The organism is Bartonella rattaustraliani AUST/NH4, assembly GCF_000312565.1.
In the GTDB taxonomy this organism is placed as follows: domain Bacteria; phylum Pseudomonadota; class Alphaproteobacteria; order Rhizobiales; family Rhizobiaceae; genus Bartonella; species Bartonella rattaustraliani.
Window position 1 is genome coordinate 22,132 of the sequence record NZ_CALW02000050.1, and the last position, 25,485, is coordinate 47,616.

Annotated in this window: 15 protein-coding genes and 1 pseudogene; 15 read left to right on the plus strand and 1 reads right to left on the minus strand. The window is 37.0% G+C overall.

Going from position 1 to position 25,485, the window contains the following annotated elements; genetic code table 11:
- The first annotated feature begins 2 nt into the window (after positions 1-2).
- The 13 genes from nuoK (at position 3) to BN67_RS07740 (ending at position 18,270) form a co-directional block, all read left to right on the plus strand.
- Complete coding sequence (nuoK, locus tag BN67_RS07670) at positions 3-311, plus strand: NADH-quinone oxidoreductase subunit NuoK (RefSeq protein WP_019223542.1); 309 nt, start codon at positions 3-5, stop codon at positions 309-311.
- A gap of 6 nt (positions 312-317) precedes the next feature.
- Complete coding sequence (gene nuoL / locus BN67_RS07675; RefSeq protein WP_019223543.1) at positions 318-2,282, plus strand: NADH-quinone oxidoreductase subunit L; 1,965 nt, start codon at positions 318-320, stop codon at positions 2,280-2,282.
- Positions 2,282-3,751, plus strand: coding sequence for an NADH-quinone oxidoreductase subunit M (locus tag BN67_RS07680; RefSeq protein WP_019223544.1), 1,470 nt, complete (start codon positions 2,282-2,284; stop codon positions 3,749-3,751). The genes nuoL and BN67_RS07680 overlap by 1 nt, the downstream gene beginning before the upstream one ends.
- Positions 3,752-3,769: 18 nt before the next feature.
- Positions 3,770-5,224 (plus strand): NADH-quinone oxidoreductase subunit NuoN, encoded by a 1,455-nt coding sequence (gene nuoN / locus BN67_RS07685; RefSeq protein WP_026088222.1) that lies wholly within the window; start codon positions 3,770-3,772, stop codon positions 5,222-5,224.
- Entirely contained in the window at positions 5,224-6,033 is an 810-nt protein-coding gene (locus BN67_RS07690; protein ID WP_019223546.1) for a biotin--[acetyl-CoA-carboxylase] ligase, read from the plus strand. The genes nuoN and BN67_RS07690 overlap by 1 nt, the downstream gene beginning before the upstream one ends.
- A gap of 55 nt (positions 6,034-6,088) precedes the next feature.
- The gene (locus tag BN67_RS07695; protein WP_019223547.1) at positions 6,089-7,765 is read left to right on the plus strand and encodes a ribonuclease J; all 1,677 of its coding nucleotides are present in this window, start codon (positions 6,089-6,091) and stop codon (positions 7,763-7,765) included.
- 216 nt (positions 7,766-7,981) lie between these two features.
- Positions 7,982-9,307 (plus strand): proline--tRNA ligase, encoded by a 1,326-nt coding sequence (proS, locus tag BN67_RS07700; RefSeq protein WP_019223548.1) that lies wholly within the window; start codon positions 7,982-7,984, stop codon positions 9,305-9,307.
- Between the two features lie 11 nt (positions 9,308-9,318).
- A complete protein-coding gene (locus tag BN67_RS07705; protein ID WP_026088223.1) occupies positions 9,319-10,587 on the plus strand; it encodes a lipoprotein-releasing ABC transporter permease subunit in 1,269 nt (422 codons plus the stop codon).
- The gene (locus BN67_RS07710) at positions 10,587-11,267 is read left to right on the plus strand and encodes an ABC transporter ATP-binding protein (RefSeq protein ID WP_019223550.1); all 681 of its coding nucleotides are present in this window, start codon (positions 10,587-10,589) and stop codon (positions 11,265-11,267) included. The genes BN67_RS07705 and BN67_RS07710 overlap by 1 nt, the downstream gene beginning before the upstream one ends.
- A gap of 74 nt (positions 11,268-11,341) precedes the next feature.
- The gene (locus tag BN67_RS07715; RefSeq protein WP_019223551.1) at positions 11,342-11,626 is read left to right on the plus strand and encodes an FAD assembly factor SdhE; all 285 of its coding nucleotides are present in this window, start codon (positions 11,342-11,344) and stop codon (positions 11,624-11,626) included.
- A gap of 11 nt (positions 11,627-11,637) precedes the next feature.
- Positions 11,638-15,138, plus strand: coding sequence for a transcription-repair coupling factor (gene mfd, locus BN67_RS07720; RefSeq protein ID WP_019223552.1), 3,501 nt, complete (start codon positions 11,638-11,640; stop codon positions 15,136-15,138).
- Positions 15,139-15,373: 235 nt separating this feature from the next.
- Entirely contained in the window at positions 15,374-16,228 is an 855-nt protein-coding gene (locus tag BN67_RS07725) for a hypothetical protein (RefSeq protein ID WP_019223553.1), read from the plus strand.
- A 1,430-nt stretch (positions 16,229-17,658) separates the two neighbouring features.
- Entirely contained in the window at positions 17,659-18,270 is a 612-nt protein-coding gene (locus BN67_RS07740; protein WP_019223556.1) for an invasion associated locus B family protein, read from the plus strand.
- Positions 18,271-18,363: 93 nt separating this feature from the next.
- Here the strand turns inward: BN67_RS07740 and BN67_RS12850 are convergent.
- A pseudogene (locus tag BN67_RS12850) lies at positions 18,364-20,965 on the minus strand (Rne/Rng family ribonuclease).
- A 618-nt stretch (positions 20,966-21,583) separates the two neighbouring features.
- Between BN67_RS12850 and BN67_RS07750 the strand changes: the two are divergent.
- A complete protein-coding gene (locus tag BN67_RS07750; protein ID WP_019223557.1) occupies positions 21,584-22,810 on the plus strand; it encodes an N-acetylmuramoyl-L-alanine amidase in 1,227 nt (408 codons plus the stop codon).
- Between the two features lie 189 nt (positions 22,811-22,999).
- Positions 23,000-25,462: a penicillin-binding protein 1A gene (locus tag BN67_RS07755; RefSeq protein ID WP_019223558.1), complete on the plus strand. Its 2,463-nt coding sequence runs from the start codon at positions 23,000-23,002 to the stop codon at positions 25,460-25,462.
- The last annotated feature ends 23 nt before the right edge of the window (positions 25,463-25,485 follow it).

Here is a 25,485-nt window from a genome sequence, read left to right on the forward strand (position 1 = left end):
GTATGCACGTTGATATTACTCATTATCTCATTGTTTCTGTTCTTATGTTTACAATCGGTATTGCAGGGATTTTTCTCAACAGAAAGAATGTAATTATTATCCTTATGTCTATAGAGCTTATATTACTTTCCGTGAATCTCAATTTTGTTGCATTTTCGGCGTTTCTTCATGATCTCGTTGGTCAGATATTTGCTTTATTTATTTTAACGGTAGCAGCAGCTGAAGCTGCAATTGGTTTAGCAATTCTTGTAGTCTTTTTCCGTAATCGTGGTTCTATCGCGGTTGAAGACGTGAATGTAATGAAAGGCTGATCAGTGATGTTTTATGTGATCGTCTTTCTTCCACTTTTAGGGTTTCTCATTACTTCTATGGGGGGGAAAGCTATAGGAGATCGTGCGAGTGAATTGGTGACATGTAGCTTTATGATCATTGTTGCTGTATTATCGTGGATAGCCTTTTTCAATATTGCACTTGATCATGCACCGGTCATTGATATATCGGTATTACATTGGCTCACTATCGGTAGTTTAACATTCGATTGGGCTTTACATATTGATACATTAACAGCTGTTATGCTTATTGTCGTCAATAGTGTTTCAGCAGTAGTGCATATTTATTCCATTGGTTATATGCATCATGATCCTTCAAGACCTCGTTTTTTTTCTTATCTTTCTTTATTCACATTTATGATGCTTATGTTGGTAACATCCAACAATTTGATTCAGATGTTTTTTGGATGGGAAGGGGTCGGGCTTGCTTCTTATTTACTTATTGGTTTCTGGTTTCAGCGAGAGTCTGCAAATAAGGCTGCAATGAAAGCTTTTGTTGTTAACCGTGTGGGAGATTTCGGTTTTCTCTTAGGAATCTTTAGTATTTTTATTCTATTCCAATCGGTTGACTTTGCTTCTATTTTTGCAAAAGCTACAAGCAAAAGTTTCATACAGAATATGACATTTTTAGGTTGGCAGCTTAATGGACAAGCGGCAATCACTGTTGTATGTCTTTTATTGTTTATTGGTGCTATGGGGAAGTCCGCACAATTCCTATTACATACCTGGCTTCCCGATGCAATGGAGGGGCCAACACCCGTATCGGCGCTCATTCATGCTGCAACAATGGTAACAGCTGGTGTTTTTATGGTTGCACGGATGTCACCAATTTTTGAACTCTCTCCAACTGCTTTAACAGTGATTATTATTGTTGGAACAACAACCGCGTTTTTTGCAGCAACTGTGGGGTTGGTGCAAAATGATATTAAGCGTGTTATCGCTTATTCTACATGTTCACAGCTTGGTTATATGTTTGTCGCTCTTGGTGTTGGCGCTTATGGAGCAGCTGTTTTTCATCTTTTTACGCATGCTTTTTTTAAGGCTTTATTGTTTCTTGGGGCAGGATCTGTCATTCATGCAGTCTCTGATGAGCAAGATATGCGAAAAATGGGAGGATTACGCAAGCATATCAAGGTTACCTATTGGATGATGATGATAGGAACTGTTGCCTTAACAGGTGTTGGTATTCCAGGAACAGTTTTTGGAACGGCTGGCTTTTTCTCTAAAGATGCGATTATAGAGTCTGCTTTTGTGTCACATAATATTGCTTCAGGATATGCTTTCTATCTTCTTGTTTTTGCTGCTTTATTAACAAGTTTTTATTCATGGCGTCTTATATTTATGACATTTTACGGTAAACCACGTGCAACAGTTGATGTTATGCATCATGTTCATGAATCGCCTCCAGTGATGTTGGTTCCACTGTTTATTTTAGCAATTGGAGCGATATTTGCTGGAGCTGTTTTTCACCCTTACTTTTTTGGTGATCTATATGATGCTTTTTGGAAGGGAGCATTATTTACAAATAGCCATAATCACATTCTTCATGAATCTCATGATGTGCTGAATTGGGTAAAATGGTCACCCTTTGCAGCTATGGTTCTTGGTTTTATATTGGCCTATTTGTTCTATATTGTTGTTCCTTCTCTTCCCAAAAAGTTGGCGAAAATGATGCCTGGAGTATATCAGTTCCTTTATCAAAAGTGGTATTTTGATCAATTCTATTACTTTTTATTCGTTCGCCCTGCTTTTAAACTTGGGTGCTTCCTTTGGAAAGTGGGAGATGGTAAGATTATTGATGGCTTAGGTCCCAATGGTATTGCAGCGCGTGTTATTGATATTACAAATAGGGTTGTTCGCATGCAAACTGGCTATCTTTATCACTATGCGTTTGCAATGCTTATTGGCGTTGCATTGCTGATTACATGGATGATGATCGGGGGCGTAAGTTGATGACCGATTGGCCTATTCTTTCTACGGTTACATTTTTACCACTTGTTGGTGTGTTACTCATTTTATTTATTAAAGATGATAACGAAGCAGCACTGCGTAATATACGCAATGTAGCATTTTTTACGACTGTGTTTGTTTTTATTATTTCCTTAATTATTTGGGCAGGTTTTGATAATACAAACGCGCACTTTCAAATGGTTGAGAGATTCAATTGGTTGGGTGGGGGGATTAGCTATCACATGGGGGTTGATGGTATTTCTATCCTCTTTGTTGTTCTTTCGGCTTTTCTTTTACCTTTTTGTATTTTAGCAAGTTGGGAAAGCGTTAAAGATAGATTAAAGGCTTATATGATTGCTTTTCTTCTTCTTGAGGTTGCAATTATTGGGGTCTTTTGTGCTCTTGATGCGATATTGTTCTATGTATTTTTTGAAGGCAGCCTCATTCCCATGTTTATCATTATTGGTGTTTGGGGGGGCGCACGTCGCGTTTATGCAAGTATAAAGTTTTTCTTATACACTTTGCTTGGCTCTGTGCTCATGTTGGTTGCTCTTATGGCTATGTACTGGGAGGCTGGAACGCTCGATATACCGACTTTATTAAACCATCAGTTTCCTGCACATATGCAAATATGGTTATGGCTTGCTTTTTTTGCTTCTTTTGCGGTTAAAATGCCAATGTGGCCAGTTCATACGTGGTTACCTGATGCTCACGTGGAAGCACCAACGGCTGGTTCCGTTATTTTAGCTGGTGTTTTGTTGAAGTTGGGCGGTTATGGTTTTCTTCGTTTTTCTTTACCAATGTTTCCTATCGCGTCAGCTGATTTTGCTCCTTTTGTTTTCACATTATCGCTTATCGCTATTATTTATACATCCTTGGTGGCTCTTGTTCAAAATGACATAAAAAAACTTATTGCTTATTCTTCTATAGCGCATATGGGATATGTGACGATGGGTATTTTTGCTGCAAATGAACAAGGAATTCAGGGGGCTATTTACCAGATGTTGTCGCATGGAATTGTTTCAGCAGCTTTATTTCTTTGTGTTGGGGTTATTTACGATCGTTTACATACACGTGAAATTGCAGCTTTTGGCGGTTTGGTGAATAATATGCCCAAATATGCCGTTGCTTTCTTAATTTTCACTATGGCAAATGTTGGTTTACCCGGGACTTCAGGTTTTTTAGGTGAATTTTTAACTTTAATAGGTGTTTTTCAAGTGAATAAACTGGTGGTTGTTTTTGCTACAACTGGCATTATTTTATCTGCTGCCTATGCACTTTATCTTTATCGGCGTGTGGTTTTTGGTTCCTTGGATAAAGAGAATTTAAAAGTCCTTATTGATCTTTCTTCAAGAGAGAAATTCATCCTTTATCCTATGGTTATTTTAACAATATTTTTTGGTATCTATCCAACCCCTATTTTTAAGGTAACGGCATTTTCTGTAAAAGCCCTTATCAGTAAACTACACTAGACGAAGAGAAGAATGCTCATGCAAACTGAAATAGTAGCGCAATTAGTGTTAATTTTTCCAGAGATTTTAATAGCGCTGGGAGGGGTGGTGTTGCTTTTGATTGGTGTTTATTCCAATGCACGCTCTTCTTTAACAGTAACAGGTTTAGCTATTGCACTTCTGATTGCAACCATTGTTATCATCGTTGTTTTTCCGAAAAGTGGCTTATTTCAAAATAATGCGCTCATTATAGATTCTTTTGGTCGCTATATGAAAATTCTAACACTTATTGGTGCACTTTTTGCTCTTATTATGTCGGTTAGTTTTACCAGTTCTCAAAAGTTAGATATCTTTGAATTTCCGGTGCTTGTTCTTTTTGCAACCCTTGGCATGATGCTGATGATTTCAGCGGGCAATATGTTATCGCTTTATATGGGATTAGAGTTACAGTCTCTCGCTTTATATGTTTTGGCTGCGATCAATCGTGATAATGTAAAATCTTCTGAAGCCGGTATAAAGTATTTTGTTTTAGGGGCATTGTCTTCAGGACTACTCCTTTATGGTATTTCTTTGCTTTATGGTTTTACCGGTCAAATTGGTTTTCGCGAAATTGCTCTTGCTTTAAAAGGTGGAAATTTGCAATTAGGAGCTATTTTGGGAATTGTTTTTGTTTTAGCGGGTTTGGCTTTCAAAATTTCTGCAGTTCCCTTTCATATGTGGACTCCTGATGTTTATGAGGGAGCACCAACACCGATTACTGCATTTTTTGCTGGTGCTCCTAAGATTGCGGCAATGACACTCATTGTTCGGGTGATTGTTACGGCTTTTATTCCGCTCAGCAGTTCGGGTGAGGCTATGCCTGCATGGCAACAAATTTTGGTGTTCATGGCGATAACGTCAATGATACTTGGTGCTTTCGCTGCAATTGGCCAAACGAATATGAAGCGTTTAATGGCTTATTCATCGATCAGTCATATGGGATATGCACTTGTTGGTTTAGCTGCTGGAGATATGCTTGGGGTAAAAAGTGTTATTCTTTATATGACTATTTATCTTGGCATGACGCTTGGTTCATTTGCCTTTATTCTTGGAATGCGTTCTAGCAGTGGAAATGTCGAAAATATTTATGATCTTTCGGGATTAATAAAGACTAGTCCGTTTATGGCTGTTGTGATGACTATACAACTTTTTTCTTTGGCAAGTATACCGCCCATGGCTGGTTTTTTTGGGAAATGGTATACATTTTCTGCGGCTGTTCATGCTGGACTTACACCGCTTGCTGTCATTGGGATGATCGCATCTGTTGTGGGGGCTTTTTACTATTTGCGTGTTATTAAAATTATGTGGTTTGATGATGTAAAAGCACAGTTTATTGTTTTGCCAAATGAACTTAAATTCTGTCTTGGGGTTTCAGTATTATTCATTTTATTTTATACGTTTTTTGGAATTTGGTTCGCGGAATTAGCAGAAAAAGCCGCCACTGCATTATTTTAATGAATATGGTTTATATTTTATCAGACTTTGCTCAAAAACAAGGATACGCTGCTGAAGCATACGAAAATGTTGATTCAACAAATCTTGTTGCACAACGAAAAGCGCAAGCGGGTCATCAAGGATATCTCTGGATTGTTGCGCGAGAACAGGCACAGGGAAGAGGAAGAAGAGGGAGGGTGTGGTCTAGTCCAAAGGGCAATCTTTACTCTAGTCTTTTATTAATTGATGATATTGTTCATCAAACTGCTGCTCAGCTTGGTTTTGTTGCCGGAGTAAGTGTAAGAGAAGCAATCAACCAATTTATCAAAGATGAAGAAAAAATGAACAGCATTGTGAGCTTAAAATGGCCCAATGATATTTTATTAAAGGGTGCTAAAAGCTCTGGAGTTTTGCTTGAGATTTTTAAATTGCCATCACAACAATATGCCTTGATTATTGGTATTGGAGTGAATGTAAAATACCATTATGAAGATGCGCCTTATCCCACTTCAAGCTTAAAGAATATTGGTTTACAGATTGAATCCAGTCAATTATTTACGATTTTGACAGAGCGTTTTGCTAAAAATTATCTTCTTTGGAAACAACCAGGAGGGGGTGAGATCATTCGTGAAAAATGGCTTTCTTATTGTTCCCACCTTGGGAAACATGTCAAAATAGTCAATGATGAAAAAGTCATTGAAGGTGTTTTTGATGGTCTTGATAGCGATTTTAACTGCCTCATAAAACAAAACAATGGTCAGAAAGCCGTTATTACAGCGGGAGATGTTCATTTTGGTTTGGCCGCTTCTGTTCATGCAAGGCGTTATTAATTGATAGAATTTTCTTTCACCATCAGATTATCTGAATAATTCAGGAGATGTTTATATGGTTACAGCCAGTGAAAACGAATTTGTCTTTTTACCTTTAGGAGGAGTTGGTGAAATAGGAATGAATCTGGCTGCTTATGGGGTTGGTCCAGAAAATCTTCGTGAATGGCTACTTGTTGATATGGGGGTTAGTTTTGCTGGTAGCGAATTGCCCGGTGTTGATCTTATTTTACCTGATATTCGTTTTCTAGAAAGTGAAAAACATAATGTGCGTGGTCTTATTTTAACGCATGCTCACGAAGATCATTATGGTGCGGTTCTTGATTTATGGCCAAAGCTTAACGTTCCAATTTATTGTACGCCTTTTACAGCAGGGCTATTGGAAAGTAAAAAACTATCAGATTTTGGATCTTATAAGATTCCACTCAATATTTTTCACGCTGGTGATTGTTTTGAGGTGGGAGATTTTGCTATTGAGGCTATTGCTGTTAACCACTCAATTCCAGAATCTGTCTCTTTGGCCATTACAACATCTTTAGGTACTGTGATACACACGGGTGATTGGAAAATTGATAAGACACCTTCTCTTGGAGCTGTAACGAATGAAAAACGGTTCCGTGCTTTAGGCAATAAAGGTGTTTTAGCATTGCTTTGTGATTCCACAAATGCATGTCGAGATGGTGTAACACCGTCAGAACAGCAAGTTCAAACGAGTCTTACTGAAATTTTTTTAAAAGCTGAGGGACGCGTTGTGTTAGCAACTTTTGCTTCTAATGTTGGTCGGATACGTTCAATTGCTCTTGCAGCCGAATCTGCTGGGCGCAAAGTTCTTATCATTGGGCGTTCTCTTAAGCGAAGTATTATGGTTGCAGAAGAGCTTGGTTATATGAATGGTTTAGCTCCATTTGTGACAGAGGATGATTATGGTGGTATTCCACGAAAAGATCTTGTTTTAGTTGTAACGGGGAGTCAAGGAGAAGCGTCTGCTGCTTTAGCACAATTGTCACGCAAAGAAATGAGAAATATTGCACTTTCTTCTGGTGATACAGTTATTTATTCCTCCCGAAGTATTCCAGGAAATGAAAAAGCTATTCTTGAGATACAAAATCGTTTCATTGATAGGGGACTGACAGTTATTACAGATGAAGACGCCCTTGTTCATGTTTCAGGACATCCGCGTCGTTTGGAACTTTTACAGATGTATGATTGGACAAAACCACAAGTCCTTGTTCCTGTGCATGGTGAGGCAATGCATCTCACGGCTCAGGCTGATTTAGCGCGTCAAGCAGGTATTAAGACTGTTGCTGAAGTTAGAAATGGCGATATGCTGCGGCTTGCACCAGATCCAGTAGAAATCATTGATCAAGCTCCTATTGGGCGACTTTATAAAGATGGTTGCCTTATTGGGGATGAGGATACGTTAGGAATTCGCGAGCGTCGCAAATTAAGTTATGCTGGGCATGTTGCTGTTTCTCTTCATATGAACAGCAAGCATGAATTACTTAATGATATCGGTTTAACCACATTAGGACTCCCTGAAAGTAATGAGAAAGGAGAGCGTTTGAAAGATATTCTTTTAGATGTGGTAGAAAATACACTTTATAATATTCCACGAATTAAACGAAAAAATGATGAACTTGTCCGGGAAGCAACGCGACGTGCTGTGAGAGCGGCTATTAATGAAGTTTGGCAAAAAAAGCCCCTCTGTACGGTTTTTCTACATCGGTCAAAATAAAGCATTTTGGTGTGATGTTATTTTTTTGATCAAAGAAAGAAAGGAATTATCAAATTATTTACCGCTGAAAATAAACAAAAAAGGAATATGATCGATAAACTTTTTAACAACATAATCATTATCTTTGCAAGCATTCCGAATGTCGCTATAGATGGGCGTATAGTATATTTAAATTGTTCCGTTACAATGGAATTTGATTAGGAGTTAATTATTTCAATGCGTCTTTCTCAATATTTTCTTCCACTTTTAAAAGAGAACCCTAAGGAAGCAGAAATTGTTTCTCATCGATTTATGTTGCGTGCAGGTATGATTCGCCAACAAACATCAGGGATTTATTCTTGGCTTCCTTTAGGTAAAAAAGTACTCGATAAAGTTTGTAATATTATTCGTGAGGAACAAGAACGCGCTGGTGCGATAGAAATATTGATGCCAACAATCCAATCTGCGGAACTTTGGCGTGAAAGTGGTCGTTATGATGATTATGGTTTGGAGATGCTCCGCATTAAAGACCGTCAAAAGCGTGATTTACTTTATGGTCCGACGAATGAAGAAATGGTAACAGATATTTTTCGCTCATATGTTCATTCTTATAAAGATCTGCCACTGAATTTGTATCATATTCAGTGGAAGTTTCGTGATGAAATTCGTCCACGTTTTGGTGTGATGCGTGCACGAGAGTTTTTAATGAAAGATGCTTATTCTTTTGATCTTGATTATGAAGGATCTAAAACATCTTATAATCGTATGTTTATTGCTTATTTGCGTACATTTTCTCGTCTTGGTTTAAGAGCAATTCCTATGCGTGCTGATACAGGTCCCATAGGTGGTGAACTCAGTCATGAATTTATTATTTTGGCTGAAACGGGAGAGAGCACTATATTTTGTGATAAAAAATTTCTTGAGCTTACTGTTCCCAAAAGTTCAATCGACTTTAATGATAAAGCTGTGTTAACGGATATCATGAAACAGTGGACTTCTTTTTATGCCGCAACGGAAGAAATGCATAATGAAGAAGAATGGAGTAAGGTTTCTGAGGGTAGTCGTCTTTCAGCGCGTGGTATTGAAGTGGGGCATATTTTTCACTTTGGGACTAAATATTCAGCACCAATGGGCGCAAAAGTGATGGGGCAAGATGGAAAAGAGCATGTGGTTTCTATGGGGTCTTATGGTATTGGACCTTCGCGTCTTGTGGCGGCAGCTATTGAAGCTTCTCATGATGAAAATGGCATTATTTGGCCAAAGTCTATGGCACCGTTTGATTTTGGCATCATCAATATGAAACCGGATGATGAAAAATGTACGCATGCATGTGAAATGCTCTATCAGGGATTTAAAAAAGCTGGTTTCGATCCATTATTAGATGATACCAGGGAGCGCCCTGGATCAAAATTTGCAACAATGGATTTAATTGGTTTGCCGACACAAATAATCGTTGGACCTAAAAGCATTGCACAAAATGAAGTTGAAATGAAAGACCGAAAAACAGGTGTCAAAAATTCTTTAACGGTTGAAAATCTGCTCAACCAATTTTCTGCAGTTTAGTAGGCAATATTATGAAAAGGTTGAGAAGTAAAAAGTTTTTATCTTATGAATGGATGATTGCTTTTCGTTATATGATTCCCAATAAAAAACATGTTGTTGCTTCTGTTATTTCAATTATTTCTCTTATTGGAATTATGTTAGGGGTGTTTGCTCTTGTTGTTGTTATGGCAGTGATGAATGGTTTTCGTACGGAGCTTCTCAATCGTATTCTTGGGATGAATGGACATCTCATTGTTCAAACATTGGATTCGAGTTTTCCTGATTATAATACTCTTATTCCTTCTTTAGAATCGATAAATGGTATAAAATTTGCTTTGCCTGTTATTGAAGGTCAAGCTCTTGTACAAGGGGAAACGCAAGGAGGTTCAGGAGCTCTTGTTCGCGGTATGCGCAAACAAGATTTAGAGAAGCTTAAAACGGTATTTGAAAATGTTAAATTAGGATCTCTCGCTCAATTTGATAAGGAGGATGCTGTTGCTATTGGTAGTGGTTTGGCCGCAAAATTAGGACTCACTATTGGGAGTGATCTTCGTATTATTACTCCAGATGGCGATGCGACTCCCTTTGGGGTGACGCCACGTGTGAAAGCTTATAAAGTTGCGGCAATTTTTGAAGTTGGTATGTCTGAATATGATTCAATATTCGTTTTTATGCCTCTGCGCGAAGCTCAAATGTTCTTTAATTTAGGGGATAAAGTTCAGTCTTTAGAGCTGTTTCTGGATAATCCTGATGCTGTTGATCGCATAAAACCGTTCGTAGAAAAGGTCATTGATCAACCAGTTTATTTAATTGATTGGCGTATGCGCAATCAGGCATTTTTTTCAGCTTTACAGGTTGAACGAAATGTTATGTTTTTCATTCTTTCTCTTATTATCCTTGTGGCAGCTTTAAATATTATTTCAGGGCTCATTATGCTTGTAAAAGATAAAAGTCATGATATTGCGATTTTGCGCACAATGGGCGCACAACAAGGTGCGATTATGCGTATATTTATTGTTACTGGAATGATGATTGGACTTATTGGAACAATGTTGGGCTTAGTTCTTGGTATTATAGCTGCTGCAAATATTAATCATATTCAGGATTTTGTATCTTGGTTATTTAATGTTGATGTTTTTAATGCTCAACTTTATTTTTTAACAAAATTGCCTGCAAAAATTGAGTGGGGACAAACCGCCATGGTTGCTGCGATGGCTTTATTTTTATCCTTTCTTGCTGCTCTCATTCCGGCATGGCGTGCTGCTAAGCTAGATCCTGTACAAGCTTTGAGGTATGAATAATGACAGCTATTTTAGAGCTTGTAGAAATTGAGAGACATTTTTTTGACAATGATAAACCGCTTATTGTTTTAGACAAAGCAAATTTTATTCTTAATCGTGGGGAACTTGTCGCACTTGTAGCGCCCTCAGGCGCTGGAAAATCAACACTTCTTCAAATCGCTGGATTATTAGAAAAACCAACAGCTGGTGATGTGATGTTACGAGGTGTTTCTTGTGCGAAGCGCTCTGATAATGAGCGAACGGCGATTAGGCGAGATGATATTGGTTTTGTTTATCAATTTCATCATTTGCTTCCAGAGTTCACAGCTTTAGAAAATGTTATGATACCGCAAATGATAGCAGGATTAAAAAAAGCGACAGCAGAAGATCGCGCGTTTAAATTGCTAAAATATCTGCGTGTTTCTCATCGTGCAAATCATCGACCATCAGAATTATCGGGAGGTGAGCAACAACGCGTTGCGATTGCACGTGCTGTAGCAAATGGTCCTTCCGTTCTTTTGGCTGATGAACCTACAGGAAATCTTGATCCTGTTACCTCAGCTTATGTCTTTCAAGCTTTATCTGTACTTGTTCGTCAATCAGGGCTTTCTGCTCTTATTGCGACACATAATTACGCTTTAGCTAAACAAATGCATCGTCGAATTACGCTTAAAGAACAAAAGATTGTAGAACTTCCTTAAAGATGAATACAGAGTTTATTTGAAGAGTTGAAAGTTATAACGAAGATTATTTTGGGTCCATTAAGGAGATTTTTATGACAGCTTGTGTCGTTGATGAAAATCAATTGGATGTGCGTCGTCGCCGGTTAGTTTTTCGTGCATGGCATCGTGGTATTCGTGAAATGGATATCATTTTGGGGCAATATGTTGATGCCCATATTGTTGGGATGAGTGATAAAATGATCTCTGAACTTGAATATGTTATGTCTTTTGATGACCGCGATTTGCTCACTTGGGTTACTGGAGAGATTTTACCACCATCTGAAATTGATGGTCCACTTTTTCGTGACATCGTAAATTATCATATTTGCATAAATTGAAATGAATCCTGATGTCTCTTTTTAAAAAAATTGTTCTCCCAAAAAAGATTTCCTCTCCGATTATCTTTGATGGTATTGCTGAGGGGTTTGAGGCTTTTGCACTTTCTAAATTATGTTTAGAAAGTGCAGAAAATAAACCCATTGTCTATGTGGTTCGAGATGGAACAAGACTCGCTCATTTACAGCAAATTTTAAATTTTATTGATCCAAATTTACCGGTACTCCAATTTCCTGCATGGGATTGTTTACCTTATGATCGCGTATCACCTGGAATTGTGGTCACAGCACGTCGATTATCAGCCTTGGTCCATATGGCAGATTTGCGTCAAAATCCACGCGCAGCAATAATATTAACAACAGCAAATGCAGTGATGCAAAAATTACCCCCACGTGCAATGATTGAATCTCAGGTTATTCGTGCACGTGTTGGCCAATCGATGAATATGGGCCATCTCATTCAATCTTTAGAACGTAATGGTTTTGAGCGGGTTACGGTTGTTAAGGATGTGGGGGAATTTGCTGTAAGGGGAGGAATTCTTGATATTTTTTCTCCTGTTGATGCTGAACCTTTGCGGCTTGATTTTTTTGGCAACACCTTGGAAAGTATTCGCATATTTGATTCAGAGACACAAAGAACAATACGTAAAAGAACTGAAATTTTATTACACCCAATGAGTGAAGTTGTTCTTACCTCTGATCTCATTAGTCGCTTTAAAAGCAATTATACCCGTACCTTTGGTATATTGCAGAAAAACAACATGCTTTATGAAGCGCTTTCTCAAGGGCGACGTTTTGCTGGTATGGAACATTGGTTACCGTTTTTTTATGAAAATCTTGACAGTTTTTTTGATCACTGTGGTGATTTATCCATTGTTTTTGAACATCTTATAGAAGATATCTTCACTGAGCGTTATCGTCTTATTAAAGATTATTATGAGGCGCGCAAAGAGCATGAAAATGATAAAGAGAACTCTACGTCTTATCATCCGATAGAGCCAAGTCTGCTTTATTTAACGCCAGAGCGTGTTTTAGAGTGTGCACAAAAATCTGGGCAGCGTATTGATTTCACACCTTTTCATGTACCAGAATCTGTTGGAAAGGCTATTGTTCATGCGAATGTAAAGCAAGGATATGACTTTGTAAAAGAGCGTAATGCGCAAGAAAAAAATGTTTTCGCAAGTGTTGTTCATCATATTTCTTCATTACGTGCCGCAGGAAAGAAGGTGCTTTTAGCTTGTTGGAGTGAAGGATCTCTTAATCGTTTAGTGCAGGTTCTTGACGAACATGGATTGAAAAAAATAGAGGTTATAAAGTCATTACAAACTGTCAAAGCAACACCACGCGATCGCATATTAGCGGCTGTTATGATGCTTGAACACGGCTTTGAAATGGAAGATTTCTCTATCATAACAGAGCAAGATATCCTTGGTGATAGATTAATAAGGTCACCAAAACGGCGTAAAAATAATAAAAATTTTATTTCTGAAATTGCAGCTTTAAATTCTGGCGATATCGTTGTGCATATTGACCATGGTATTGGGCAATTTGTTGGTCTCAAAACCATTACAACCACAGGAATTTTGCGCGATTGTCTTGAAATTAAATATGCTGGAGGTGATAGGCTCTTTTTACCTATTGAAAATATCGAGCTTCTTTCACGTTATGGATCTGAAGGAACAGATGTAACATTAGACAAGTTAGGTGGTGTTGCTTGGCAAGCACGTAAAACACGCCTTAAAAAACATTTATTAGAAATGGCTGGGCAATTGATCCGTATAGCTGCAGAACGTGCTACACGTTCTGCGCCTGCTTTGGTTCCACCAATTGGACCATTTGATGAATTTGTCGCGTGCTTTCCTTATGAAGAGACAGAAGATCAAATGAATGCAATTGATGCTGTTTTAGATGACTTAGCATCGGGAAAGCCCATGGACCGCTTAATATGTGGCGATGTTGGATTTGGAAAGACAGAAGTGGCTATCCGAAGTGCTTTTGTTGCGGCATTAAGTGGCTATCAAGTTGCTGTTGTGGTCCCGACAACTTTGCTTTCACGTCAACATTACAAGACGTTTATTTCACGCTTTCAAGGATTACCGGTTAAGATTGCTCACGCTTCAAGACTTGTGAAAGCGAAAGAGCTTGCACAAGTTAAAAAGGGTCTTTCAGAGGGTACAATCGATATTGTCATTGGAACGCATGCATTATTAAGTGATGCAGTGAATTTTTTACGACTAGGGCTTCTTATCATTGATGAGGAGCAGCATTTTGGAGTGAAACATAAAGAGCGTTTAAAAGAGCTTAAAAGTGATATTCATGTTCTCACACTTTCGGCAACTCCCATTCCACGAACTTTAGGGTTAGCATTATCAGGAGTGCGTGAACTTTCATTGATAACAACACCACCCATTGATCGAATGGCTGTCCGTACTTTTATTTCTCCGTTTGATGCACTTGTTGTACGCGAAACATTACTTCGGGAATATTATCGTGGTGGACAAAGCTTTTATGTTTGTCCTCGTATTTCTGATCTTATTTTTGTGGAAGAATATCTCAAAACGCATGTGCCAGAACTCAAATTCGTTGTTGCCCACGGACAAATGCCGGCTGGACAACTGGATGATATTATGAATGCATTTTATGATGGGCAATATGATATTCTGCTGTCAACAACCATCATTGAATCAGGACTCGATATTCCAACAGCCAATACATTAATTGTACATCGTGCTGAAATGTTTGGTCTTGCAGCTCTTTACCAATTGCGTGGCAGGGTAGGGCGCTCAAAGCAACGTGCTTATGCACTTTTTACATTTCCTGCTGGTAAAGTTTTAACACCTGCTGCTGATAGACGTCTTAAAGTCTTACAATCTCTTGATAGTTTGGGAGCTGGTTTTCAATTGGCAAGTCATGATATGGATATTCGTGGTTCAGGAAACTTTTTAGGTGAAGAACAGTCAGGACATATCAAAGAAGTTGGATTTGAACTCTATCAAAAAATGCTTGAAGAAGCTGTTGTGGAATTAAAAGATGGTGAACAGAATGATGATAAACAATGGTCGCCTCAAATTTCCCTTGGTACATCAGTGATGATACCGGAGAGTTTTGTCCCTGATTTACCATTACGTATGGGGCTTTATCGCCGTTTAACAGAACTTGATGATTTAGAACAAATCAATGAATTTGCCGCAGAGTTAATTGATCGTTTTGGACCTTTACCACTTGAAGTTCAACATCTTCTTAAAGTTTTTTACATAAAAACATTGTGTCGAAAAGCACATGTAGAAAAATTGGATGCTGGACCAAAAGGAATTGTAATACAATTTCGCAATAATTATTTCGAAAACGGTGCTGCTCTTGTTCAGTGGGTTGGAAGACAAAAATCTATGGCAAAGATTCGACCAGATCAAACTATAGCCCTTATTTATGATTGTTCCACAGTGGATAAAAGACTTATTGGAGCAGCAAATATTATGACTCAGCTTGTAGAGATGGTGAGAAAACATTCTACTTAAGAGTTTTTTCTATAGATTTTAAAAATGGACATCTCTATCTGATACAAGAGGCATTTTTCGTTTTCATAAAAATGAATTTAAACCTTATAAATGAGATATTTTAAAAATATCTCATTTATACTTATTTATAATAAACACATATTGATACAATATAGAAAATGCATTAACAATGCGTTTGGTGAAATTTATTGTACTATTTATACGTATTGATATGAATTTTTTAAAGTGAGATAATATGATTTTTTCATTACAACGGTTATTTATTATAAGTTTTTTGTTACTCATTGTAATATGTGAAGTTAAAACCGTTCATGCAGAATTTCTTTATAATGAGACTTTTGAGGAAAAATACCAACGTTTTAAAGAAAGAAGAATTGTTGTTAATAGTGCAATTGAGGTTATTAAAGAAAGATTAGATGAATTGAAGCTTTTGATAGAAGCTCCTTCTGATCTAGAACACCACAAGCTTTTGCATGAACAAAATACGCTTTTAAGAAAACAAAGTGATTTAAAAGAGGAATATATCAGACTCACTTTGAAACTAAATAAGTTAGCTGAAGCACAACTGAAATTGATATCCAGAATGCACATAGCAAAAGAATATGAGGAGGGAGAGTATGAAGAAAAACTGGCTAAGACAAAAAAATATTTAGAAAAAACGCAATTATTTAATGCATGGAACGTGAATGAAGATGTTTGGGGCAAAAACGAGATAGTGAAAAATTATCTCGTTTTTGCTGTTGTTTGTAGAACGTTGGGGAGTATGCTGGATAGTGATATAGCTGTTGTTTTGCGTAAGGATTTTGGTTGGAAAAAGAGAGATTTTATTTGGGCAAAATATGCAATGAATTCGATAGATCCAAAGTTAATAAAGGATATTAGAAAGCTCCTAAGGTCTGGCCCTTATAATTATAAAAAAGAATTATATGACAATATAAAGAATTCTCTCATACGCGGGAATTCGTTTTTGGAAAATGTGCCTATAATTTGTAGAGCTTTCGAGAAAGTACATAATGCAATGCTTCCAAATAAAAGCAAAAATATTATCAATCGCATAAATTATCATGTTAAAGACTGGTTCAACGATTAGAAGTGGTACGCATTCTTATTGCACTAGATTCATAGGGATGAAGAATATTATAATATTCTACTCTGATACACTTTGCAAAAATAACCAAGAAATACAATCACTACAGTTTATTGTATAATAAATATTGATATTCGTCTAGAGTAGAGATTATATAATAAAATATATTTTTACTTTATATGTAAGGTATATTCGAGTTTTTTTATAAAATCTCATTAACGAAACGAATAAGAGAGTTCACAATCTCAATAGAGATATAACTAATCCTTAATTTTCTACAGTACGTGAAAATTTCTTGGTAAAAAAATCTTCGTAAAGTTCGATAATGAGATTTTGTTTTATTTGTGGTTTTCAGTAATGCCAGAATCACAAAACCGTATCTTCATAAAACTCTTTAAGTTCTCTTTAATATCTGTTTTTCCAAACACAACTAAGTTTTTTTCACTGCTTGAGAAAGCTATTGTTCTATACAAATTCATTACCTCCTCAAACAAGGTTTCAAATACGGGCTGTATCAACATGTTGCACGATCATTTCAAGAGCATTCTCTTGTTTTAAATCATTCTTTAATTTGCTATAAGATACTTCAAACATATAGTGTGCTTTGCTTGTTTGATCAAAAATATGGTTTTAAGATGTGTGATATGATTTTACACAATCTCCAGCAGATTAAAAGTCTCAGAAGGTGTAAAAGTTTCAATAAAACTCTCATACAGGCTTTCCATATGAAAATGCGCTTTGGATGAAGAAAAAACAATTTCAGTGCCGTTCATCGTTTTATTCACTTTTTCTGCCAGAAGGCTATAAAGTGTAAAAGCTTTATTATGATGAGAATGCCATCATTGTTTTATAAATAAGACAAGAAAATTATTTATCAGAACAAAATTTTCTTGCAGTTGTTTTTAAACAGCGGATTGTAAATGGATTTAACCTATATATTCTAGAAAAATACCATAAGGCATATTGGTATTTCAACTTTTTTCAGGAGAAACACAAGGAAGAGATTAAAATTTGTCTGAATTATTTGCGATATTCATACATGTTGCACAACATTATGCCTCAAACGAAAGAATTATTCTCAATATAAAGAAAAATTTAGAGTAATGAGAGTTATAGAGTACTATAAGATTTTGCTTTAATGACATTACAATGTTAACTCATTTATATAACCTTACATTATTCTATTGCACTCATGTATTTTAGTGATAAATTTTAGAAGAAATCAATGCCATAAAAGGGAAAAAGGTTGGAAAATTTAATAAAATATTTATCATCTTTTTCTCTAAATTTGACTTCTCTCTCTATATTGAAGTAAGAATAATAAAAGAGGGTGTTATTTCATTGGTTTAATTTAATACACTTGATTTAAATTATATTTAATATTCCTAATGTTGGGGATATTGTAAAAGCGCGTTGAAAGGATTAATTTAGCCATGTCGCACAAAAATGTCTATTCTGTTGCTTCAGTACTTGCTGGAGCTGTTGCATTTTTTCTTGCAATCTCCCCTTCTGCGAAGGCACAAACTTTATCTCAAGGTTGGCACAAGGTTTGTAGTAAGCAGAATGATGTTGATATTTGTAATACAATGAACACTATTGTATCAAATACGGGGCAGCCTTTAACAGCTTTTAATCTTGTTGAAATAAAAGGAAAACAAAATGAAAGTCGTATAGGAATTCAAGTTCCTACAGGACGTTTTTTGCCAGAGGGTATTCATATTCAAATAGGAGATAATTTCTCTAAGAAAGTTCCTTATATTATTTGTAATGGAGCGAGTTGTATTGCTAATGATGTCCTAGATGATGAGCTTGTTGCAGCCATGAAAAGTGGTACAAAAATGGTTGTAACGACAATTAATTTCCGTGGTTCAGCGAATCCTATTGAATTTTCTCTTAATGGATTTACAGCCGCATACACAGGTTCTGGTATGGAAGAAAAAGATTTTCAGCAAGAACAGATAAAATTGCAACAAGCTATTCAATCCAATCAAAAAGAGATTGAAGAACGTATGCGTGCTGAACAAGAAAAGGCTAAAAAGGAGTAAAAAAATACAGCACAAAAATAAAGATTCAAAGAATATTTTTTCTGTGCTGGTCTCTTAAAAACGCCACAGGTATTTTGTGGCGTTTTTTTATGCTTAATTAGAGGAGAGAGTTTTACGTTTCCACCAACCAATACGTTGCGTTTTTGGAGTATCATCAGGAGTTGATGATATAACGACAGGTTGGTTAGCTGTTTCTTCAATTTTCGAGAGACTTGGGTCGATAGTTTTTTCTATTATAGTTTCTGATGTTCTTTCTATTTGTATTGTTTCTTTAGAGGATGATTTTTTGCGTGTTTTAGGGGCAGACTTTTTACTGTTTTTAGGCGTCTTTTCTACTGTTTTATGAGCGGATTTATCTGCTTTTTTTGTTTTAGTTTTCAAGCTGGTTGTAGATTTTTCTTCAAGAGATTCTGTAACTTCTACATTCTTATTGTCTTCAATGAACTGTTGACTTTTTACTGTCTTTGAAGAACGAGTTCTACGCTTTTTAGGTTTAACAACCGCATCAACTTTTACAACTTTCTCTTGCTGTGTATTTAAGTTTTGTATATCATTCTTTGCTTCTTCAAGTTGAATAGATTTAGTAGCTGAAGTACGATGTTCACGATGTGCTGTTTTTACTTCTTCTAAGGCTTGCTTAGCAAAATCCCCTACGGGTTCTGCATAAGGAATACGCAATTGATAAGAACCATTATCTTGATTACGACGTCCACCACGACGCCCACGACGACGCCCACGACGACGGGATTCATCATTGAAGAAATCATTTTTTGTATTTGCGGTGGAAGGAGAAGTGTCATTAACTTCACCTTGATGTTTTTTACGCCGACGTTTCTCGCTTACTTCACCGAGTGTTTTATCTTCAGCAGTTTTTCCCTCGTTTAAGAGTGCATTTTCATTGTTATTTTCAAAGTTCGATTCAGGTTGAGAAACGGCTTCTGCTATTGTTCCCTTAGAAATAAGGAAATGTTGCGTTCCAATACTATCATCTGCTTCAATGCTAATATTAAGTTTAAAACGTGCTTCGAGATTAACAAGAATATTGCGCTTGTGGTTTAGCACATAAAGCGCTGTTGTTACTGGGGTACGCACAATAATGTTATTTTGTGGATTCTGAAGAAGATATTCTTCAATTGAGCGCATGACATGTAAAGCAATTGATGATTCAGAACGGATGCTTCCCGTTCCCGCACAATGCGGGCAAGGTTGTGTCGTGCTTTCTAAAACCGATACACGAATACGCTGACGACTCATTTCTAAAAGTCCAAAATGTGAAATATGCCCCACTTGAATACGAGCACGATCGTTTTTTAAGCAATCTTTTAACTTTTTTTCAACCAGTTTCACATTACGCTCTTCAAGCATGTCAATGAAATCAATAACAATTAAACCAGCAAGATCACGTAAGCGTAATTGACGTGCCACTTCTTCTGCAGCTTCCAAGTTTGTTTGTAATGCTGTTTTTTCAACAGAAAATTCTTTTGTAGAGCGTCCAGAATTTACATCAATAGCAACAAGCGCTTCCGTTTGATTAATAACAAGATAACCACCAGATTTTAAAGAAACTTGTGGGTGCAACATTTTATCAAGCTGAATTTCGATATTGTTGCGTGCAAAAATAGGAATAGGATCGCGATAAGGTTGCACAACTTTCGCATGACTTGGCATGAGCATACGCATGAAATCTTTTGCTTCACGATATCCTTGATCACCAGAAACAAGGATTTCATTGATATTTTTACTGTAAAGATCCCGTATAGAACGTTTTATAAGATTGCTTTCTTCATGGACAAGGCATGGAGCAGTAGATTTGAGTGTCAAAGTACGAATAGTATCCCATAGCCGCGTAAGATAATCATAATCGCGTTTAATTTCCGCTTTTGTTCTATTCGCTCCAGCAGTTCGAAGGATAACTCCCATACCCTTGGGAACAGCTAACCCTTTTACAATTTCTTTAAGACGTTTACGATCTTGGACATTGGTGATTTTTCGTGAAATACCACCGCCGCGCGCTGTGTTAGGCATTAAAACAGAATAGCGACCTGCTAGGGATAAATATGTTGTGAGTGCAGCTCCTTTGTTGCCACGCTCTTCCTTAATGACTTGCACCAACAAAATTTGACGACGCTTAATCACTTCTTGAATTTTATATTGACGTTCTTGTTTTTGCTGGTAGGTGGGGAGTTCTTCACGTACATCTTCTGCCCCAACCATTTCGATATCATGCTCAGAAATATTTTCTTCAAAGATTTCTTCTACATCATCGATGACCATTGCTTCGGATATGATCTCACCTTCAACATCTGCTGCTATAGCACTGTTCTGTTCATCTTTTTTTGTTTTTCTAGAGTCGTTTTTTATTTTTTTTTGTTTCTTCGGGGAGGGGAATTATATCATTTTCTCCGACAGCGGCTTCCTCTTCTTTAAGAAGAGCCAGACGATCAGCAACAGGAATTTGATAATAATCAGGGTGAATTTCAGAAAATGTCAAAAAACCATGGCGATTTCCACCATATTCGACAAAAGCTGCTTGAAGGGATGGTTCTACACGTGTCACACGTGCCAGATAAATATTCCTCTTAAGCTGTTTTTTATGTTCTGATTCAAAATCAAATTCTTCAATTTTGTTGCCGTGAACAACAACGACACGTGTTTCCTCCGAGTGGGAGGCATCTATAAGCATTTTGTTTGACATAAGTTAAAATCCTGAAGGCGACATGCGCAATTTCATTCAAACGAATGGTATAACCATTCGCAAACATAAAGGGCTGTCTGCCATAAAAGGGGGGGGCCAGAAAAACAGAATGAAATACTGCATGTAAAGACATGGTTGTATTTACAGCATTTCTAATCATCATCTTCATTTGTTTTGTATGACTCATAACTTTTATAAGTCTCCGGCGAAATAATCTTTAAACAGTTCGGATATTCGAACCAGCGAATCTTAAACAACGCTCTCCTAGCTTTTGTGACATAAAGGGTTTTCATCCATAAAAAGCCTAAATGTATAATATGCAACAACCCCTCTAAAAACAACTTAATCTCGATCACAGATATTTAGATGGCTACTACAGCTAGGAAGCGTAAATATTCTTTTATGTTGATATCATCATTTTGGCAAGTAACAATATAAAAACGTACCATAATTCATGTTTTTAATGATGTTTTTTAAATGACGATCTTAATTTTGTTTTTTGGGGTATTTAAAGTTGAAAAGTTCAACATTTGTTGAAAAAGAAAGCGTAAACCTGCTACATTGCTTTTATACGGCTGGTGAAATCCATCGTTTCTAATGTAAAAGAGTGTTTTGCTTATGATAAAAGGTTTTTTTGCCAAAAAGCCGAAAGTGGCCTGTTGGAATGTTATTCTGCGTATAACACATTGTTTATTGTTTTTTTTACTATTTCAAACAAATATCCAAGCTGCTGCTTTAAAACTTATTCATTTGCGGACTATTGGTGATAGCACACATACACGTATTATTGCCGTTTTTAATGCAAAACCAAATGTTCGTTTGCAGATTTTAGATCGTCCCGCACGTTTGCTTATTAATTTACCTATAGCTGATTTTTCATCGCAAAACACGCCCTTAAAGAAACAAAATACACTCTCGGAGATGTTATCTGATATCCGTTATAGTTTTTCTGATATACGAACTTCACGCATTATTCTAACAAGCAAAATGACTTTTTCTGTTGAAAAAAGTAGAATACAAAAATTAGATAATGGTTCATGGCAATTATTAATTGATATAAGTAAAACAACACAAAAAAAATTTGATGAGATATTTGAAAAACAACAAAAAGCGAACTTCAGCACAAAGAGACAACCTGTTGTAGCACGTAACTTTCGTATTGTTCTTGACCCCGGTCATGGGGGAATTGATGGTGGAGCACGAGGCGTTACTGGAATCCTAGAAAAGGATGTTACGCTTGCTTTTGCACGTGTATTGCAAAATGAATTAAAAGAAGATTCTCATATTTCCATTGCTTTAACACGCGATTCTGATGTTTTTTTAAGGTTAAGTGAAAGAGTTAAAAAAGCACAAGAATTTGGCGCTGACCTTTTTATATCCATTCATGCAGATAGCATTAATATTCATTCTCTTCGTGGTGCTACAGTTTATACCATATCAGACAAGTCCTCTGACGCAATAGCAAAGTCCTTAGCAGAAAGTGAAAATAAAGTCGATTTGTTTGATGGGTTTCCTGCAGAAGAGTCACTTGAAGTTACAGATATTTTAGTTGATCTTGCTCGACGTGAAACGCATATATTTTCAGTTAATTTTGCTAATAATGTTATCTCAAACTTATCAAAGAGTAAAATTCATCTGATCAATAATCCTCATCGATATGCGAATTTTCAAGTTTTAAGAGCTTCAGATATTCCCTCTGTTTTGATAGAGATTGGTTATTTATCAAATGAAGAGGATGAAAAATTATTAAACAACCCTCAATGGAGGAAAAAAATGGCTACTTCTATTGCGCATTCTATTCGTCAATTCGCTGAGCATAGGCAGAAAACGACGCAGCCTCTTTAAATTTATAAGAAAATAGAGTACCAAAGTAAGACTTTATGATAAAGTGTAAAATAAGCCTTTATTTATAGAGTATAAAAATAAAAAATAACTTTTTCTTTATCTCAATTGAGGGGTGTTGTTCACCGAGTGTCGAGATAATGTATCTTTTTTTGATTTTGAGCAATTCTGAAGAAAGTAATAGCTGTTTCAATGATAATTTTTAGATATCTTTCTAGTTTTATTGTTAACGTTGGGGGCTGCGGAGCAATAGTATGGGGTGTAATAACAAGTAGTCAAGCGAGCGCGCTTCCTGATTATGAAGTGCTCTCGCTCTATGAGCCACCTGTGATGACTCGTATCCATGCGGATGATGGTAGTCTTATGGCAGAGTTTGCAACAAAGCATCGTCTCTATTTACCTATTCAATCAATACCTGAAATTCTTAAAAATGCTTTTATTTCAGCTGAAGATAAAAATTTTTATCACCATTTCGGTTTAGATCCAGGAGGGCTTGCGAGAGCTTTGATTAATAACATCCGCAATATTGGTTCCGGAAAACGTCTAGAGGGAGCATCAACCATTACACAGCAAGTTGCGAAAAACTTTCTTTTAAATTCAGATGCAACATTAGAGCGGAAATTAAAAGAAGCTATTCTCGCGATGCGTATTGAAAAGACCTACTCAAAGGATCATATTCTTGAGCTTTATCTCAATGAAATTTATCTTGGTCGTAGCACTTATGGTATTGCGGCGGCCTCTCTCGCTTATTTTAAGAAATCCGTTAATGACCTTACTTTAGAAGAATGTGCTTATTTGGCAGCACTTCCAAAAGGTCCTGCAAATTATGATCCATTTAAAAATGAACAACGTGCCATTAATCGGCGTAATTGGGTTATCGATCGAATGGTTGCAAATGGATATGTAACACGTGAACAAGGTGAGAAGGCTAAAGCAAAACCTTTGGGAGTCACAGTGCGTGGTAGTGATAGCTATGATTTTGCTGCTGATTATTTTACCGAAGAAGTGCGTCGTCGTCTCATACAACGCTATGGAGCTAAAACACTTTACGAAGGTGGACTTTCAGTTCGCACAACGCTTGATCCACATTTACAACGTGTTGCTCGGCGTGCTTTACAAAATGGATTAATTAAATTTGATCATTCACAAGGGTGGCGTGGAGCTTATAACCATATTGAGAAGAAAGAAGACTGGGGTGTAGAACTTGCAAAGATTACAGGGTTGAGCGATGTTCCAGAGTGGCGCTTAGCTGTTGTTCTTTCTACCAGTGCCAATCATATCGAAATTGGTCTACAACCACAGCATGAAGATTCAGGTGTATTATCCAAAAAACGGGAAGTTGCTGTGTTGTCTGAGGATTCTTCAAAATGGGCCTTACATGTTGTAAAAGAAAATGGCCATAGAAGGATTGTTCAAAATTTGTCTCATATTCTGCAAGTTGGAGATGTTGTTTTTGTTGAAAAACTACCCAATGCCAACAATGTTTATCGTTTACAACAAATTCCAAAAGTTGAAGGTGCGATTGTTGCTATGGAACCTCATACAGGGCGTGTGCTCGCTATGGTGGGAGGTTTTTCTTTTACAGCTTCTCAATTTAATCGTGCAACGCAAGCTTATCGTCAACCTGGTTCTGCCTTTAAGCCTTTTGTATATGCAGCGGCACTCGACAATGGTTATACACCAGCATCGGTTATTCTTGATGGCCCTATCGAAGTGCGCCAATATAATGGAGAGATTTGGCGACCTAAGAATTATGGTGGCACTTTTGCAGGACCTTCAACACTCCGTTATGGTATTGAATATTCTCGCAATCTTATGACCATACGCCTTGCCCATGATATGGGCATGCCCCTTGTTGCTGAATATGCAGAGCGTTTTGGTGTTGTCGATAAATTGCAACCTTATCTCCCTATGGCTTTAGGAGCTGCGGAAACAACAGTTTTACGAATGGTTACAGCCTATTCAGTCATTGCCAATGGTGGTCGCTCTATTCATCCTTCTCTCATAGATAGAATTCAAGACCGATATGGGAAAACAATTTACCGGCATGATGATCGTATTTGTGAAAATTGTAATGCTTCATCGTGGAATAATCAAAGTGAACCCACATTAATTGATGAGCGAGATCAAGTGCTTGATCCTATGACAGCTTATCAGATTACATCAATGATGGAGGGTGTTGTTCAGCGGGGGACAGCTGCACGCTTGCGTTTTCTTCATCGACATATTGCTGCAAAAACAGGAACAACCAATGATTCTAAAGATGTGTGGTTTATGGGGTTTACTCCTGATCTTGTTGTTGGAATTTTCATTGGTTACGATCAACCAGCACCGTTAGGATATAATGGAACAGGAAGCTCATTGGCGGCACCCATTTTTGGTGATTTTATGGAAGAGGCTTTGAAAGGAAAGCCCGATGTGCCATTTAAAATGCCAGAAGGTATGATTTTAATGCCTATTAATCGCAGAACCGGTATGCTTGCTGAAGCAGGAGATCGTGATGTGATTATAGAAGCATTTAAACCAGGAACTGGACCTGCTGATATATACCAGGTTATTGGTGGTACGAACTCTTTTCAAGAAGGCGTTCCGACACTCAGCACTTCTCCACAGGTTAACAAGGCTCTTGAAAGTGGTACGGGTGGATTGTATTAATTAGAAAAAGAAACTTTTAATAT